The sequence below is a fragment of the Vibrio sp. HENC-03 genome (assembly GCF_000305755.2).
In the GTDB taxonomy this organism is placed as follows: domain Bacteria; phylum Pseudomonadota; class Gammaproteobacteria; order Enterobacterales; family Vibrionaceae; genus Vibrio; species Vibrio owensii.
In genome coordinates, this window is the sequence record NZ_JH976129.1 from 1 (window position 1) to 16213 (window position 16213).

A 16213-nucleotide genomic window follows, 5' to 3' on the forward strand; every position below is an offset into this window, starting at 1 on the left:
GGATTCGAACCTCCGACCGCCTGGTTCGTAGCCAGGTACTCTATCCAGCTGAGCTAAGGACGCGCAATAATCTTTATTTTACTTTGTATAACCCGTTTATCAAACGAATTATTAAATAGTGGCGCGTCCTGGAGGATTCGAACCTCCGACCGCCTGGTTCGTAGCCAGGTACTCTATCCAGCTGAGCTAAGGACGCGCAGTTTTCGATATCAGTGTTACCAATATCAGGAGTTCACAAGGAAACCCTAAAGAGTGGCGCGTCCTGGAGGATTCGAACCTCCGACCGCCTGGTTCGTAGCCAGGTACTCTATCCAGCTGAGCTAAGGACGCGCAGATCTTCTTGCTAGGAAGTTGTGAAGTAAATCACATTCATTTCTTACGAAACAAAAAAAAGGCCGTCGGGCCAGTCAATGAATGGCGGTGAAGGAGGGATTCGAACCCTCGATACGGGATAAACCGTATACTCCCTTAGCAGGGGAGCGCCTTCAGCCTCTCGGCCACCTCACCGTTTTCATTGTTATATCTCAGAAGAGATATGGCGCGTCCTGGAGGATTCGAACCTCCGACCGCCTGGTTCGTAGCCAGGTACTCTATCCAGCTGAGCTAAGGACGCGCTTTTTGTTGATAAATCAACGTTGCAAGAATGGCGGTGAAGGAGGGATTCGAACCCTCGATACGGGATAAACCGTATACTCCCTTAGCAGGGGAGCGCCTTCAGCCTCTCGGCCACCTCACCGTCTTGCGGAGGCACATATTACGTTTTACCGAAAATATGTCAAACACTTTCTTTGAAAAAAAACGCAAAAATCGCTTAACCGATGCGGATTTAATCAAAGTGATTATTAAACAAACTTTATCACTCTATTATGATGAAAAAAAGAGAGTCTTCTCTTAAAAAATGACATTTTTTCGAAACTAAAAAGGCTAGCCATTCGGCTAGCCTTTTTCATTCAAACTAAGCTCTGTAAACAGGAGCGGCTTAGTAGTTACCTGAAGCAACGTTACCGTTGCCTTTTTCAGCTTGAATGCGCATGTAGATTTCTTCACGGTGAACAGAAACCTCTTTCGGAGCGTTAACGCCGATACGTACTTGGTTACCTTTAACACCTAGTACAGTTACAGTCACTTCATCACCAATCATAAGTGTTTCGCCTACGCGGCGAGTCAAAATTAGCATTCTTTGCTCCTTGAGTAATCTCTAAATTTTCTTGCTACAAAGCTATTATCCAACAAAAGTTATATTTTCGTAAACTACCTTGTTACCGAAAATTAGCCCAAAAAGGCATGTTTTTGCTGAATGTTTAATACTTCACTAGATGTAACGTAAGCATTATGAAGAATGTTTGCTGCTGCATCCACACTCTCAGGTGGTAAGACTAGCATCATAGTGAGTGCATTCGTTGCGCAGAAATTGATCGCAATATCTTGCTGTGCCAACAATTCACAGGCATGGTCAACCATTCCATTGGCTTCTAGCCCCACAGCGGTCAACAGGCTTACTACTTCACTATTACGGATTTTATCGCTGAACACCAGATCCAACTTGGCACATGCATCTTGTTTTATCATGATACCTGTTCGTTCTGTTTCCTCGATCACATTCCAAATGTCGATACCTAACATCTGACATTGCTTTGTAACGCTAGGCAAATGTTCGTCGTCAACTTCAATAATGGCAAGGTCACGTTGAATGGCTAGACCAGAGACGGCTTTTGAGCCTGACTCCCCTTTCACCAAACTGCCTTCATTCAGTTCAAATGTCGAAAGCACGCGTAGTGGAACATTATTCTTCCATGCATACTGCACAGAAGGGAGATGTAACACTTTCGCTCCACGGCTCGCCATCGCTTCCATTGAAGGAAAATCGATAACCGCCATCTTTTGAGCGTTTTTCACTACACGTGGATCACAAGTATATATACCATCAACGTCGGTAAAGATTTGACACTCATCCGCGCATAATGCGCCAGCCAGTGTCACTGCGCTCGTATCTGAGCCACCTCGACCTAATGTGGTGATATCCCCATTTTCATTCACACCTTGGAAGCCAGCTACGATGACGATTTGGTCTTGTTCAAGCAAATCCATAATCGTAGATGTATCAATGTGTTTAATCGTCGCGTCATTGTGTTGATTGTCCGTCACAATGTTCGCTTGTGCTCCGGTAAGTGAGCGCGCTGCATAACCCAATTTATTCAGAGTCATCGCCAGCAGTGCCATCGACACTTGCTCACCAGCAGAGAGCAAAACATCAAGTTCTCGAGCCGTTGGAACGCTATCTACTTGCTTAGCGAGATCCATTAGTCGATTTGTTTCGCCTGACATTGCAGACACAACAACGACAACTTGATTACCATCATTTTTCGCCTTAATGATGTGTTCAGCTACCTGGTGGATTCTTTCAATTGAACCCACTGAGGTTCCGCCAAACTTTTGCACGATAAGGGGCTTTTTCACCAGTCTTCACCTTCCCAAGACCAAAGTCTCATTAGGACCACTCATACTCCATTGAGATAAATTATATAAGCGGTAGTTACAACAAAAACCAAGCAGCGTAAATGACCTGGTTAAAATACGGTCAATTAAACCACTTGGTTACCATAAAAAAATTACGCTCAATCAAAGAAGCTTGATTGAGCGTAATTCATTATTTTAAAAGCTTATAGGCGTTCTTCTAGCCAAGGCTGTACTGACTGAATCGCCGCAGGCAGCGCGGCAACATCAGTACCACCCGCTTGCGCCATGTCAGGACGACCACCGCCTTTACCGCCAACTTGCTCAGCAACCATCTTAACTAGGTCACCTGCTTTCACTTTACCGATAAGGTCTTTGGTTACGCCTGCAATCAGACCGATCTTGTCATCGTTCACGTTAGCAAGAAGGATTACGCCGCTACCTACTTGGTTCTTGATGTCATCAACCATAGTACGTAGGTTCTTGTTATCTGCGCCTTCTAGAGCAGCGATCAGTACTTTAGTACCGTTGATGTCCTGAACTTTACCCATGATGTTTGCGCTTTCTGCCGCAGCCATCTTGTCTTTCAGTTTCTGGATTTCTTTCTCTAGAGATTTTGCTTTCTGCGCTGATTCAGCCAGTTTCTCTTCGTACTTAGCCGCTTGAGCTTCGATTGCGTCTAGCGCACCTTCACCCGTTACCGCTTCGATACGACGGATACCTGCTGCGATACCACCTTCAGATGTGATCTTGAATAGACCGATGTCACCTGTGTTTGAAGCGTGGATACCACCACAAAGCTCAGTAGAGAAGTCGCCCATAGACAGTACGCGTACTTCGTCGTCGTACTTCTCGCCAAATAGAGCCATTGCGCCTTTCTTCTTAGCAGACTCAATGTCCATCACGTTGGTTTCAATCGTGTGGTTACGACGAATTTGCGCGTTAACTAGACGCTCAACTTCTTTCAGTTCTGCTGCAGTTACTGCTTCTAGGTGTGAGAAGTCGAAACGTAGGCTGTCAGCTTTCACTAGTGAGCCTTTCTGCGTTACGTGCTCACCAAGAACTTGGCGAAGTGCTGCATGTAGCAAGTGCGTTGCTGAGTGGTTTAGAGAGATAGCTGCGCGACGCTCTGCGTCAACGATAGTTGCTACTTCGTCGCCTTTCGCTAGAACACCTTCTGCCATTACACCGTGATGTGCGATTGCGTTACCTAGCTTTTGAGTGTCTTCAACACGGAATACACCAGCTTCAGTACGGATTTCACCAGCGTCACCACATTGACCACCTGACTCTGCGTAGAATGGTGTCTCACCAAGCACGATGATTGCTTTGTCGCCTGCAGATAGAGATTCTACTTCGTTGCCTTCAACGAACATCGCCGCTACAGAGCTAGAGCCTTTAGTACCTGTGTAACCACAGAATTCTGTTTGCGTATCAACTTTGATTGCTGCGTTGTAGTCAGTACCGAAGTTACCAGCTTCACGCGCACGTTGACGCTGCTCTTCCATCGCTTTCTCGAAACCTTCTTCGTCGATTGCGAACTCCCGCTCACGTGCAACGTCGTTAGTTAAGTCAGCTGGGAAGCCGTAAGTATCGTAAAGTTTAAATACGGTTTCGCCGTCTAGTACTTTACCGTCTAGGTTATCTAGTGCTTCGTTTAGAATCGCCATACCGCGCTCAAGTGTACGACCGAAGTTTTCTTCTTCGATACGCAGTACTTTTTCAACCACAGCTTGTTGACGCTTCAGCTCTTCACCAGCCGTACCCATGATTTCCGCTAGTACACTAACCAGTTTGTGGAAGAATGCACCTTGTGCGCCCAGCTTGTTACCGTGGCGAACTGCACGACGGATGATACGACGTAGAACATAACCACGACCTTCGTTTGAAGGCATAACGCCATCAACGATCAGGAATGAACATGAACGGATGTGGTCAGCGATAACGCGTAGCGATTGGTTTGATAGGTCTTCGTAACCAATCACTTCAGCAGCAGCTTTGATAAGAGCTTGGAATACATCGATTTCGTAGTTTGAGTGAACGCCTTGCATGATTGCAGAGATACGCTCGATACCCATACCAGTATCTACCGATGGTTTTGGTAGCGGTTCCATAGTGCCGTCTGCATGACGGTTGAACTGCATGAATACGTTGTTCCAGATCTCGATGAAACGGTCACCATCTTCTTCAGGTGTGCCAGGACGGCCACCCCAGATGTGCTCACCGTGATCGTAGAAGATTTCAGTACATGGACCACAAGGACCTGTGTCACCCATTTGCCAGAAGTTATCTGACTCGTATGGTTTACCACCTTTCTTGTCGCCGATGCGAATAATGCGGTCTGCTGGAACGCCTACTTTTTGGTTCCAGATATCGAATGCTTCGTCGTCTGTCTCGTAAACGGTTACAAGTAGACGGTCTGCTGGCAGCTTAAGGGTTACTGTTAGGAATTCCCAAGCGAACGCGATAGCGTCTTCTTTGAAGTAATCGCCAAAGCTGAAGTTACCTAGCATTTCAAAGAATGTGTGGTGACGAGCAGTGAAGCCAACGTTTTCCAGGTCGTTGTGTTTACCACCAGCACGTACACAACGTTGAGCCGTAGTCGCTCGAGTGTAGGCTCGTTTTTCTAAGCCTAAGAAACAATCTTTAAATTGGTTCATACCCGCGTTTGTGAATAGCAGGGTTGGGTCGTTATGTGGAACTAACGATGAACTTTCTACGATTTGGTGTCCTTTGCTCTCAAAGAACTTGAGGAACGCGTTACGAACCTCATCAGTGCTCATGTACATGCAGCTCTTCCTGAAAATAGTCGAGTTAGAATTTTGCCGTATTGTAGATCATGCAATCAGCTACGACTAGTTTTCTTGCGGAAAAGAGGCATTAGAAGAAAAAATTTGAAGCAAAACAAAAAACAGTGCGAACGGCTGACCGCTAATCTTCGTCCTCAAAGCTCAGCGCATAGCTGATTTGGTCAAAACTGTAGCCACGATATTGCAGAAATCGCACTTGTTTAGCGTACTCTTTCTGGTCTTTGGCTTTTATTCCTTTGAATTTCTTCTCAGCAGCCATTCTTGCCAGTTCAAACCAGTCTTGGGGTTCTTCTGCCATCGCCATATCAATGATGGATTCTGCGACACGTTTTTGGTTCAGTTCTTGACGAATGCGGCGCTCACCATGACCTTTGTAAACATGCTGGCGCACTTGGCTTTTGGCATAACGCAGGTCGTCCAAATAGTTGTGGTCGAGACAAAAATTAATGGCCGCTTCGATGTCAGCCTCTTCATACCCTTTTAGAGCTAGCTTTTGGTATAACTCGTATTGCCCATGGTCTCGACGGCTCAATAATTGGATAGCCGCTTCTTTGCTAGATAGAGTCGGTTCTTGACGCTTTTGGTACATGGTGATCCTAAAACTGTTTTTGCTGTACAGGCTTTATAACAATCGTAGTAAATCGCGGCTTACTCTAGCTCTTTAAAGCACTAGAACTGCTCGCTTACCTACCCGAATTGATATTAACCTAGCCTTTGTTTTTTCGATTTTGATTTCAGCAGATACAACAAAGCCCCGCATAGCAGGGCTTTGTTCAATATGATTCAATCAGAAGCTTAAAACTCTTCTTCTTGCTCTGATTTTTCACCTGATTCTGGTGCTTCAGGTAGTGCTGGTGAAAGTAGCATTTCACGCAGTTTAGTATCGATAGTCTTACCGATTTCTGGGTTTTCGCGTAGGTAGTTACAAGCGTTTGCTTTACCTTGGCCAATCTTGTCGCCTTGGTAGCTGTACCATGCACCCGCTTTTTCAACTAGCTTGTGCTTCACGCCTAGATCAATCAGTTCGCCTTCACGGTTGAAGCCTTGGCCGTACATGATTTGCGTGTTTGCTTCTTTAAACGGTGCAGCAATCTTGTTCTTAACAACTTTGATGCGCGTTTCGTTACCTACTACTTCGTCACCTTCTTTGATTGCGCCAGTACGACGGATATCTAGACGAACAGAAGCGTAGAACTTAAGTGCGTTACCACCTGTTGTTGTTTCTGGGTTACCGAACATCACACCAATCTTCATACGGATTTGGTTGATGAAGATACACATACAGTTAGATTGCTTTAGGTTACCCGTTAGCTTACGCATCGCTTGAGAAAGCATACGTGCTTGAAGACCCATGTGGCTGTCGCCCATTTCGCCTTCGATCTCTGCTTTTGGTGTTAGTGCTGCAACTGAGTCGACAACCATAACGTCAATCGCACCAGAGCGTGCAAGTGCGTCACAGATTTCTAGCGCTTGCTCACCAGTGTCTGGCTGAGAAACCAATAGTGCATCGATATCAACGCCAAGTTTCTTTGCGTACACAGGATCTAGCGCGTGCTCTGCATCGATAAACGCACAAGTTTTGCCTTCGCGTTGCGCAGCAGCAATAAGTTCAAGAGTTAGCGTTGTTTTACCTGAAGATTCTGGACCGTAGATTTCTACGATACGACCCATTGGTAGACCACCAGCACCCAAAGCGATATCAAGAGAAAGAGAACCCGTTGAGATGGTTTCTACGTCCATTGCGCGGTTATCACCAAGGCGCATGATAGAGCCTTTACCGAATTGCTTTTCAATTTGACCTAGCGCAGCGGCGAGCGCTTTCTGTTTGTTCTCGTCCATTACTTTCTCCGATTTATTCATCTTCTTTGGGCGACGAATAGTAATTCATTTTTCTTAAGCAGAAGAACTGCTCAGCAATGAAAGTTATTATACTGTTGATTCATACAGTGTCTATACCTGTATGAAAAAAATTTGGCTGACCTAAAGCTGTGATTTGCTCTAGCCCTTATCAACGCTGGGCTAAGACAATTTCACAAATTCTAAATCAGATGTTGATGCAATTGAGTCAGTGCATGCTCGACCGCTTTTTTGCGAACTTCTGCACGGTCACCAGTAAAATGCATGGTTTCTACTTGCTGCCAATTTTGATTATCAGCAAAAGCAAAGCAGACCGTTCCGACAGGTTTCTCTTCACTGCCTCCTCCCGGGCCAGCGATACCACTGATGGATACGCCGATGGTTGCGTTGGAGTTTTTAATTGCGCCCTGCACCATTTCAATCACAACAGGCTCACTCACTGCACCGTGCGCTTCTAACGTTGAAGCTTGTACACCAAGCATCTCCATTTTGGCTTCATTACTATAAGTAACGAACGCGCGATCAAGCCACGCAGAACTACCAGCAATGTCAGTAATAGCGGTTGCGACACCGCCACCCGTGCATGATTCTGCGGTTGTTAAAACATGTCCATGCTTAGCCAATAATGCGCCTAGATCGGCACTCAATTTTGTTGCTCTTTCCATAGCCAAAAATGCCCTTTGTCTCTTTTTACTTGATAGGGATTCACGTATCCTAAGCCGCTACGGAAATAAACAAAAGTACTTACCTGTGAAAGCTGAACAAAAACATACTCCGATGATGCAGCAATATCTCAAGCTAAAGGCTGAGAACCCAGAAATCTTGCTGTTCTATCGCATGGGCGACTTCTACGAACTCTTCTACGACGATGCAAAACGTGCATCTCAATTGTTAGATATCTCGTTGACCAAACGCGGCGCATCGGCAGGTGAACCAATTCCTATGGCTGGCGTCCCATTCCACGCTGTTGAAGGTTATCTGGCTAAACTTGTTCAACTAGGTGAGTCTGTCGCGATCTGTGAACAGATTGGCGATCCAGCGACAAGCAAAGGTCCGGTTGAGCGTAAAGTAGTGCGTATCGTCACCCCTGGTACGGTGACCGACGAAGCACTGCTGTCTGAGCGTCTCGACAACCTGATTGCAGCGATTTACCAACACAATGGTAAATTCGGTTACGCGACATTGGATGTGACTTCGGGTCGTTTCCAACTAGTCGAGCCAGAGACCGAAGAAGCAATGGCTGCTGAGTTGCAGCGCACAGCTCCTCGTGAATTACTCTTCCCTGAGGATTTTGAAGCAGTTCACCTCATGTCTAGCCGCAACGGCAACCGTCGTCGCCCGGTCTGGGAATTTGAGCTAGATACCGCGAAGCAGCAGTTGAACCAACAATTTGGTACGCGCGATTTAGTAGGCTTTGGTGTTGAGCACGCTTCACTAGGCCTGTGTGCTGCGGGTTGTTTGATTCAATACGTAAAAGATACTCAGCGTACTGCCCTACCGCACATTCGTTCGTTAACGTTTGATCGCCAAGATCACTCAGTCATTCTTGATGCGGCGACACGTCGTAACTTGGAGCTGACGCAAAACCTATCAGGCGGCACGGATAACACGCTCGCTGAAGTGCTCGATCACTGTGCAACTCCAATGGGCAGCCGTATGCTGAAACGTTGGTTGCATCAGCCAATGCGCTGTGTCGATACTCTCAACAACCGTCTTGATGCGATTGGTGAAATCAAAGACCAAAGCTTGTTTACCGACATTCAACCGATCTTCAAACAGATTGGTGATATTGAGCGTATCCTTGCTCGTTTGGCGCTTCGCTCGGCACGTCCGCGCGATATGGCTCGCTTACGTCATGCGATGCAGCAGTTGCCAGAGTTGGAAGCCGTCACTTCTTCTCTAGCTCACCCATACCTTAAAAAGCTGGCTCAATTTGCTGCGCCAATGGATGAGGTATGTGACTTACTTGAGCGCGCAATCAAAGAAAACCCACCAGTGGTGATTCGCGAAGGTGGTGTGATTGCAGAGGGCTACAACGCTGAGCTGGACGAATGGCGAAAGCTTGCAGACGGCGCAACCGAGTATCTTGAAAAACTTGAAACAGACGAGCGTGAACGTCATGGTATCGACACCCTAAAAGTTGGCTACAACGCCGTACACGGTTTCTTCATTCAGGTTAGTCGTGGTCAGAGCCACTTAGTGCCACCACACTATGTACGTCGCCAAACGCTGAAAAACGCAGAACGCTACATCATTCCTGAGCTGAAAGAACACGAAGACAAGGTACTAAACTCTAAGTCAAAAGCGCTAGCAGTTGAGAAAAAACTGTGGGAAGAACTGTTTGATTTGTTGATGCCAAACCTTGAGAAGATGCAAAACCTTGCCTCGGCGATTTCTCAGTTGGACGTACTACAAAACCTAGCTGAACGTGCAGATTCACTTGATTACTGTCGCCCAACGTTGGACAAAGAAGCAGGCATTAGCATTCAAGCAGGTCGTCACCCTGTCGTGGAGCAAGTAACAAGCGAACCGTTTATTGCCAACCCAATTGAACTCAGCTCAGCTCGTAAGATGCTGATCATCACTGGTCCAAACATGGGTGGTAAATCGACCTATATGCGCCAAACCGCACTGATTGCTTTGATGGCTCACATTGGTTCATACGTACCTGCAGAATCAGCTCATATTGGCTCTCTAGACCGTATCTTTACTCGTATCGGTGCATCTGATGATTTGGCCTCTGGTCGCTCAACCTTCATGGTAGAAATGACTGAAACAGCCAACATTCTTCATAACGCGACCAAGAACAGCTTGGTGCTGATGGATGAGATCGGTCGCGGTACCAGCACTTACGATGGTCTGTCTTTAGCATGGGCAAGTGCAGAATGGCTTGCAACTCAAATTGGAGCAATGACCCTGTTCGCAACCCACTACTTCGAACTGACTGAGCTGCCAAACTTACTGCCAAATCTAGCCAACGTTCACCTTGATGCAGTAGAGCACGGTGACAGCATTGCCTTTATGCACGCGGTACAAGAAGGCGCAGCAAGCAAGTCTTATGGTTTAGCGGTTGCTGGTTTAGCGGGCGTTCCAAAACCAGTAATCAAGAATGCGCGTCACAAACTGTCTCAGCTTGAACAATTAGGTCAGGGAACAGACTCACCTCGTCCGAGTACCGTTGATGTGGCAAACCAACTCAGCCTGATCCCAGAACCAAGCGATGTTGAACAAGCATTGTCGAACATCGATCCTGACGATCTAACACCGCGTCAGGCACTGGAAGAGTTATATCGCTTGAAGAAAATGCTCTAGTTCCTGTACTGATACAGGAAAACGCAAAAAGGCTATGGTCACCCATAGCCTTTTGTTTATTCTGAACTCGCTTCTAAAGCTGACTTGTTTAGTCGTCTTCAACGTTAAACAGGTTTTCCATGTTTAAACCTTGCTTAATTAAGATCTCGCGTAGTCGACGTAAACCTTCCACTTGGATCTGACGAACACGTTCGCGTGTTAGTCCGATTTCACGTCCCACTTCTTCAAGCGTTGATGGCTCGTAACCAAGCAGACCAAAACGACGTGCCAGCACTTCTTTCTGTTTTGGATTCAGCTCTTCTAGCCAATGGATCAATGAAGATTTGATGTCATCGTCTTGAGTGGAAACTTCAGGATCCGAGTTGTTTGCATCAGGAATGATATCCAATAGCGCTTTCTCGCCGTCACCACCGATTGGCGTGTCAACAGAACTGATACGCTCGTTGAGGCGTAGCATCTTGCTTACGTCTTCTACTGGGATATCTAACTGTGCAGCGATTTCTTCTGCTGTTGGTTCATGGTCGAGCTTCTGAGAAAGCTCACGTGCAGTACGCAGATAAATGTTCAGCTCTTTTACCACATGAATTGGCAGACGGATCGTACGCGTTTGGTTCATCAACGCACGTTCGATCGTTTGGCGAATCCACCACGTCGCGTAAGTTGAGAAACGGAAACCGCGTTCTGGATCGAACTTCTCGACCGCACGGATCAAACCTAGGTTACCTTCTTCGATGAGATCAAGAAGTGCAAGACCACGGTTGCTGTATCGACGAGAGATTTTCACTACAAGACGCAAGTTACTTTCGATCATACGTTTGCGAGCAGCTTCATCGCCACGCAGCGCACGTCGAGCATAAAGTACTTCTTCTTCTGCAGTGAGTAGTGGTGAGAAACCAATTTCGCCCAAGTAGAGCTGTGTTGCGTCTAAGCTCTTACTGCTCGCGTCAAATTCTTCGCGCGCCGCTGATTTGGTTCCAGTAGATGTTTTTGCAGGTTCGTTTGAAATGCCTTCCGATTGTGCATTGTCGTAGTCGAACTCTTCAACTTTGGTTACTGTGTTGCTGATACTCATAACGCCTCCCCCTGGCGAGTTAGCAAGACATGACAACTCAATATGCCGCTAAATGATGTCGCAAGTTGTTATTCAAAGTTTTACGGTAAATAGCGCTTTGGATTCACTGATTTACCTTGATAACGAATTTCAAAATGTAGTTTGACGGATTTAGCACCTGAACTACCCATGGTTGCTATTTTTTGTCCGCTCTTAACACTTTGTCCTTCTGATACCAGCAGTCTGTCGTTGTGTGCGTATGCGCTTAAATAATTGTCGTTATGCTTCACTATAATTAGGTTGCCATAACCTCGTAGCGCATTACCCGAATAAACGACGGTGCCAGCTGCGGTTGAAACGATAGGTTGACCACGCTGTCCTGCGATGTCGATACCTTTATTTCCTTGTTCTCCCGCTGAGAAGTTACTGATTACTCTCCCTTTTGTCGGCCATAACCACTTCGAGACTTTTTCATTTTTCGCGGTGGTTGTTGGCGGTTTCGGTTTAACATTCTGATTACCTTTTGACCCAACATACTCCTTTGGTTTGGATTGTTCAACCTTCTTTGGCGGCTGTTTTTGTGCAACCTGAGTCGTAGTTGTCTTAGGTTTCTGAGTAGAGCTTTTACTTGAATTTGACGCCTTTGACGTTGTTGATGTTTTAGTCACCGGAGCAGGTTTTGCTGCAACAACAGGAGCGACAACGGGTTCCACTTTGTGGCCATATTTAGGGGCCACATATTTCGGAGCCCAAAGTTTCAACCTCTGGCCCGGGAAAATCGTGTAAGGAGCAGACAACTCATTGTAACGAACTAGATCATTTACATTCTTATCTGTGACGTAGGCTATAAAATAAAGGGTATCACCTTTCTTTACTTCGTAATAACTCCCTCTATAACTGCCACGCTCAACCGTCGAGTAATCCTTATTTAGGCTTGAAACAGGTGCAGGTGAATGAGCCGCGCAACCAACAAGTCCCGCAGCTAACAAACAGCTAATAACAAAACGATGTAATAACTTCTTCACCTAGTCTTTAACCTTTAAGCTAAATCACCTGCAACTAATGGCACAAATCTTACCATTTCTACCACGGTCGACAGATATTGTTCACCCTGACGTTCAATTTTTAATAGTTGTTGCTCATCGTCCCCCACCGGAATGACCATCTTACCGCCTTCTTTTAGCTGCGATAAAAGTGCTTGGGGGACACTCTCCGCGGCGGCAGTGACGATAATCGCATCGAAAGGACCTTTGCCTTCCCAACCAAGCCAACCATCACCATGTTTCGTCGATACATTATAAATATCGAGTTGTTTCAGACGGCGCTTCGCATCCCATTGCAAGGATTTGATGCGTTCAACGGAATAAACATGATCGACAATTTGAGCGAGAACAGCGGTTTGGTAACCTGAGCCTGTACCAATTTCTAATACATTGCTGTTCGATTTTAGATCCAACAGTTCTGTCATTTTCGCGACTATGTAAGGTTGAGAAATAGTTTGTCCCTGACCAATCGGCAACGCATTGTTGTCGTATGCTTGGTGCATCATCGCTTGTGAGACAAAGCTCTCACGTGGCAAACGATAAATTGCATCCAACACGCGTTGATCACTGATGCCACTGGAGATAAGAAACGCTATCAACCTGTCAGCATGTGGGTTACTCATTAATTCTCTTCCTTTAACCAACTATCCATTGCACGTAATGACTCATGAGCTGTTAAGTCGACTTGTAGCGGCGTGATTGAAACAAAGCCATGTTCAATCGCATAAAAGTCTGTACCAATACCAGCATCTTGCTCTTTACCCGGAGGGCCGAGCCAATAAATATCATGTCCGCGCGGATCTTTCTGCTTGATCATATTCTCAGCGTGATGACGAGCACCTAAGCGAGTCACTTTAATCTCACCAAGCTCTTCAAATGGAAGATCGGGTACGTTTACATTCAATAGACGGTTGGTTGGAATTGGGCGAATCAGATGCTGCTCAACCAACTGGCGAGCAATTTTAGCTGCCGATTCAAAATGTTGTTTACCGACTAGAGAAAAAGCAATCGCCTGCACACCAAGGAAGTGCCCTTCCATCGCCGCAGCGACTGTACCAGAGTACAGCACGTCGTCACCTAAGTTGGCACCATGATTGATGCCTGACAGCACAAGGTCTGGCAGGTCATCTTTCATTAACTCATTCAGCGCGAAGTGGACACAGTCAGTTGGCGTCCCCTGCACAGAGAAGGTTTTCGGCGCAATCTCAGTAACGCGTAGTGGCTGCTCCAACGTAAGCGAGTTAGAAGCACCAGAGCGGTTTCTGTCTGGTGCTACGATTGTCACTTCAGCAATGCTTCTTAGCTCATCAGCAAGCGCGTGAATTCCCTGAGCATGAACACCGTCATCATTACTGAGCAGTATTCTTAATGGCTTCGCGTTGTGTGAATCCATTTCCATTAATATTCTCTTTCTACCTTTTCTTCGATAACCAATTCGCGCACGATTGAAGTCGCAAAGGAGCCCGCATCCAGCGAGAATGTCAGTGTGATGTTGTTACCATCGACAGTCCAAGCTAAATCTTGTGGTTTGAGTGCGATGTCACGACGGTCATGACGCATACGATTACCGCGAATCAGTGCCATCAAATCTGGTTCTTCATCTAAGAACGGTTGCTCTAAGGTTAGCGCATCCGCTTGAGTCGGTAGTGCGTTATCGCCCGCCAGTGCAGCAGTGATCGCCACTTCACCTTGAGCAAACTGTGCTTGTAGATCTGCCATGTTACTTGCATCAACCAACTGAGTGCCAGAAGCTGTCTGCGCCACATCACCGTCGATAAATTTATCAAACACACCATTCTCTAGGCGAGCTGAAACAATACGGTTGAAGATCCATGAACGAGCCGCTGACAAGTACATGCTGCGCTTGTTTTGGTTGCGGGTACGAACGTTCTCGCGTCCCCATCGACGTGCTTCTTCAAGGTTGTTGCCATCGTTACCAAAACGCTGACTACCAAAGTAGTTTGGCACACCCACTTGTTTCACTTTTTCAAGACGTTGCTCAACATCCGCTACATCTGTCACTTCAGACAAAGTAACCACGAACTCGTTCCCTACTAAGTCACCAGGACGCAGTTTTTTGTTGTGACGATCCGTTGCAAGGATTTCGATGCTCGGGTATTGCGCCAAAAATGCTGAAAAGTCTGGTGTTTCACCTTTTGGTAAATGCACGCTTAGCCACTGTTCAGTCACAGCATGACGGTCTTTAAGACCTGCCCAGCTGACGTCTTTCGACTTAACACCACAGGCTTTAGCTAACTCGTTAGCAACAAAGCTGGTGTTCTCACCGGTTTTACGGATACGAACCATTAAGTGCTCGCCTTCACCCGTAAAGGCAAAACCTAAATCTTCGCGAACCTGAAAGTGATCTGGTTGCGCTTTGATTTTTGCAGATGCAACTGGCTTACCTGTTAGGTAAGCCAATGAAGATAAAATGTCTGACATGATGTGTTTCCGCTGATATCACAGCTTAGAGGAGCAAATTGCTAGTTATTGCTTAAACAGAAGTACAACTGCTTCCGTTGCAATGCCTTCTTTGCGTCCAGTAAAACCAAGACGTTCTGTCGTCGTCGCTTTTACGTTAATGTTGTTAATGTCGGTTTCCAAGTCTTCGGCAATCGCTGCGCACATAGCTTCAATGTACGGAGCCATTTTAGGCGCTTGTGCAATGATAGTGATGTCAGCATTACCAAGTCGGTAGCCTTGTTCTTTGACTCGACGGTATACGTCTTTCAATAATTCACGGCTATCCGCGCCTTTCCATTTGTCATCCGTATCTGGGAAGTGACGACCAATATCACCTGCAGCGATCGCTCCTAACAAAGCATCACTCAACGCATGCAGTGCGACATCACCATCAGAATGTGCAATCAAACCTTGTTCGTAAGGAATCGCTACACCACCGATGATTACCGGACCTTCACCGCCGAATTTATGTACGTCGAAACCATGACCAATTCGAATCATTTTTTATCCTTTCTTTATTCGCCGCGCTCACGGCTGAGATAAAACTCGGCTAACGCAAGATCTTCTGGCTGAGTAATTTTTATATTATTCGCATTCCCTTGAACAAGTGCCGGCGTTTCGCCTAGCCATTCCAAAGCCGAGGCTTCATCAGTGATGGTTACACCTTGTTCTAATGCGTCAGCCAGTGCTTGAGTAAGCTGCTGAGTTTTAAACATTTGTGGAGTTAATGCATGCCACAATGCTTCTCTATCTACCGTATGATCGATATCTTGTGCCACGTTTGCTCGCTTCATTGTGTCTCTCACTGGAGAGGCAAGGATGCCACCTGTTGGGTGTGCGCTACAAACGTCGATCAAATGGTCAATATCGGATGTGAGTACACATGGCCTTGCTGCGTCGTGAACTAAAACCCACTCGCTCTCAAGATGTGTACTTACATAGTTTAGCCCTGAAAGCACAGAATCTGCCCTTTCTTTACCACCAGCCACACGAATCACGTCTGGGTGCTGGGCAATGGACAGTTCAGGGTAGTATGGGTCACCGTCGGTAATAGCTACGACAACCTTAGAAATTTTTGGGTGAGAAAGCAGTTTTTCCACGGTATGTTCCAATACCGCTTTGCCGTCAATCAACAGGTACTGTTTTGGACGGTCTGCCTTCATTCGACTACCAACGCCAGCAGCTGGCACGATAGCAATATGAGATGGTGAAGTATCCAACAT

At 46.4% G+C, this 16213-nt stretch carries 14 protein-coding genes and 5 tRNA genes; 1 reads left to right on the plus strand and 18 read right to left on the minus strand.

Translation table 11 applies throughout. The annotated features are described in order from the left end of the window. Positions 1 to 119: 119 nt before the first annotated feature. The 11 genes from VCHENC03_RS03590 to pncC all read right to left on the minus strand — a co-directional run bounded on the left by VCHENC03_RS03590 (position 120) and on the right by pncC (position 7786). Positions 120 to 196: transfer RNA gene (locus VCHENC03_RS03590), tRNA-Arg, on the minus strand. 57 nt (positions 197 to 253) lie between these two features. Next, a tRNA-Arg gene (locus VCHENC03_RS03585) sits at positions 254 to 330 on the minus strand. An 85-nt stretch (positions 331 to 415) separates the two neighbouring features. Beyond that, positions 416 to 507, minus strand: a tRNA-Ser gene (locus VCHENC03_RS03580). Between the two features lie 29 nt (positions 508 to 536). Beyond that, positions 537 to 613: transfer RNA gene (locus tag VCHENC03_RS03575), tRNA-Arg, on the minus strand. Between the two features lie 31 nt (positions 614 to 644). Then, positions 645 to 736 (minus strand) — tRNA-Ser (locus VCHENC03_RS03570). 243 nt (positions 737 to 979) lie between these two features. Beyond that, complete coding sequence (gene csrA / locus VCHENC03_RS03565; protein WP_004415691.1) at positions 980 to 1177, minus strand: carbon storage regulator CsrA; 198 nt, start codon at positions 1175 to 1177, stop codon at positions 980 to 982. Between the two features lie 92 nt (positions 1178 to 1269). Further along, positions 1270 to 2457 (minus strand): aspartate kinase, encoded by a 1188-nt coding sequence (locus tag VCHENC03_RS03560; protein ID WP_009707582.1) that lies wholly within the window; start codon positions 2455 to 2457, stop codon positions 1270 to 1272. 203 nt (positions 2458 to 2660) lie between these two features. Next, a complete protein-coding gene (gene alaS / locus VCHENC03_RS03555) occupies positions 2661 to 5243 on the minus strand; it encodes an alanine--tRNA ligase (protein WP_009707583.1) in 2583 nt (860 codons plus the stop codon). Positions 5244 to 5385: 142 nt separating this feature from the next. Further along, positions 5386 to 5853, minus strand: a complete 468-nt coding sequence (recX, locus tag VCHENC03_RS03550) for a recombination regulator RecX (RefSeq protein WP_009707584.1) — start codon at positions 5851 to 5853, stop codon at positions 5386 to 5388. Positions 5854 to 6059: 206 nt separating this feature from the next. Further along, positions 6060 to 7103 carry a recombinase RecA gene (gene recA, locus VCHENC03_RS03545; protein ID WP_005436413.1) on the minus strand — a complete coding sequence of 348 codons (1044 nt, stop codon included), beginning with the start codon at positions 7101 to 7103 and terminating at the stop codon, positions 6060 to 6062. Between the two features lie 200 nt (positions 7104 to 7303). Next, complete coding sequence (gene pncC / locus VCHENC03_RS03540; RefSeq protein ID WP_009707585.1) at positions 7304 to 7786, minus strand: nicotinamide-nucleotide amidase; 483 nt, start codon at positions 7784 to 7786, stop codon at positions 7304 to 7306. A gap of 85 nt (positions 7787 to 7871) precedes the next feature. Between pncC and mutS the strand changes: the two genes are divergently transcribed. Then, on the plus strand, positions 7872 to 10433 hold the full coding sequence (gene mutS / locus VCHENC03_RS03535) for a DNA mismatch repair protein MutS (protein ID WP_009707586.1): 2562 nt from the start codon (positions 7872 to 7874) through the stop codon (positions 10431 to 10433). An 88-nt stretch (positions 10434 to 10521) separates the two neighbouring features. Here the strand turns inward: mutS and rpoS are convergent, their stop codons facing one another. The 7 genes from rpoS to ispD form a co-directional block, all read right to left on the minus strand. Beyond that, positions 10522 to 11505: an RNA polymerase sigma factor RpoS gene (gene rpoS / locus VCHENC03_RS03530; RefSeq protein WP_009707587.1), complete on the minus strand. Its 984-nt coding sequence runs from the start codon at positions 11503 to 11505 to the stop codon at positions 10522 to 10524. A gap of 80 nt (positions 11506 to 11585) precedes the next feature. Beyond that, positions 11586 to 12509 (minus strand): peptidoglycan DD-metalloendopeptidase family protein, encoded by a 924-nt coding sequence (locus tag VCHENC03_RS03525; protein WP_005436421.1) that lies wholly within the window; start codon positions 12507 to 12509, stop codon positions 11586 to 11588. A 14-nt stretch (positions 12510 to 12523) separates the two neighbouring features. After that, positions 12524 to 13150 carry a protein-L-isoaspartate(D-aspartate) O-methyltransferase gene (locus tag VCHENC03_RS03520; RefSeq protein ID WP_005436423.1) on the minus strand — a complete coding sequence of 209 codons (627 nt, stop codon included), beginning with the start codon at positions 13148 to 13150 and terminating at the stop codon, positions 12524 to 12526. Next, the gene (gene surE, locus VCHENC03_RS03515) at positions 13150 to 13926 is read right to left on the minus strand and encodes a 5'/3'-nucleotidase SurE (RefSeq protein ID WP_009707589.1); all 777 of its coding nucleotides are present in this window, start codon (positions 13924 to 13926) and stop codon (positions 13150 to 13152) included. Before surE ends, VCHENC03_RS03520 begins: the two co-directional genes overlap by 1 nt. After that, positions 13926 to 14969: a tRNA pseudouridine(13) synthase TruD gene (gene truD, locus VCHENC03_RS03510; protein ID WP_009707590.1), complete on the minus strand. Its 1044-nt coding sequence runs from the start codon at positions 14967 to 14969 to the stop codon at positions 13926 to 13928. Before truD ends, surE begins: the two co-directional genes overlap by 1 nt. Positions 14970 to 15014: 45 nt before the next feature. Then, positions 15015 to 15491, minus strand: coding sequence for a 2-C-methyl-D-erythritol 2,4-cyclodiphosphate synthase (ispF, locus tag VCHENC03_RS03505; RefSeq protein WP_009707591.1), 477 nt, complete (start codon positions 15489 to 15491; stop codon positions 15015 to 15017). 14 nt (positions 15492 to 15505) lie between these two features. Then, positions 15506 to 16213 (minus strand): 2-C-methyl-D-erythritol 4-phosphate cytidylyltransferase, encoded by a 708-nt coding sequence (ispD, locus tag VCHENC03_RS03500; RefSeq protein ID WP_009707592.1) that lies wholly within the window; start codon positions 16211 to 16213, stop codon positions 15506 to 15508.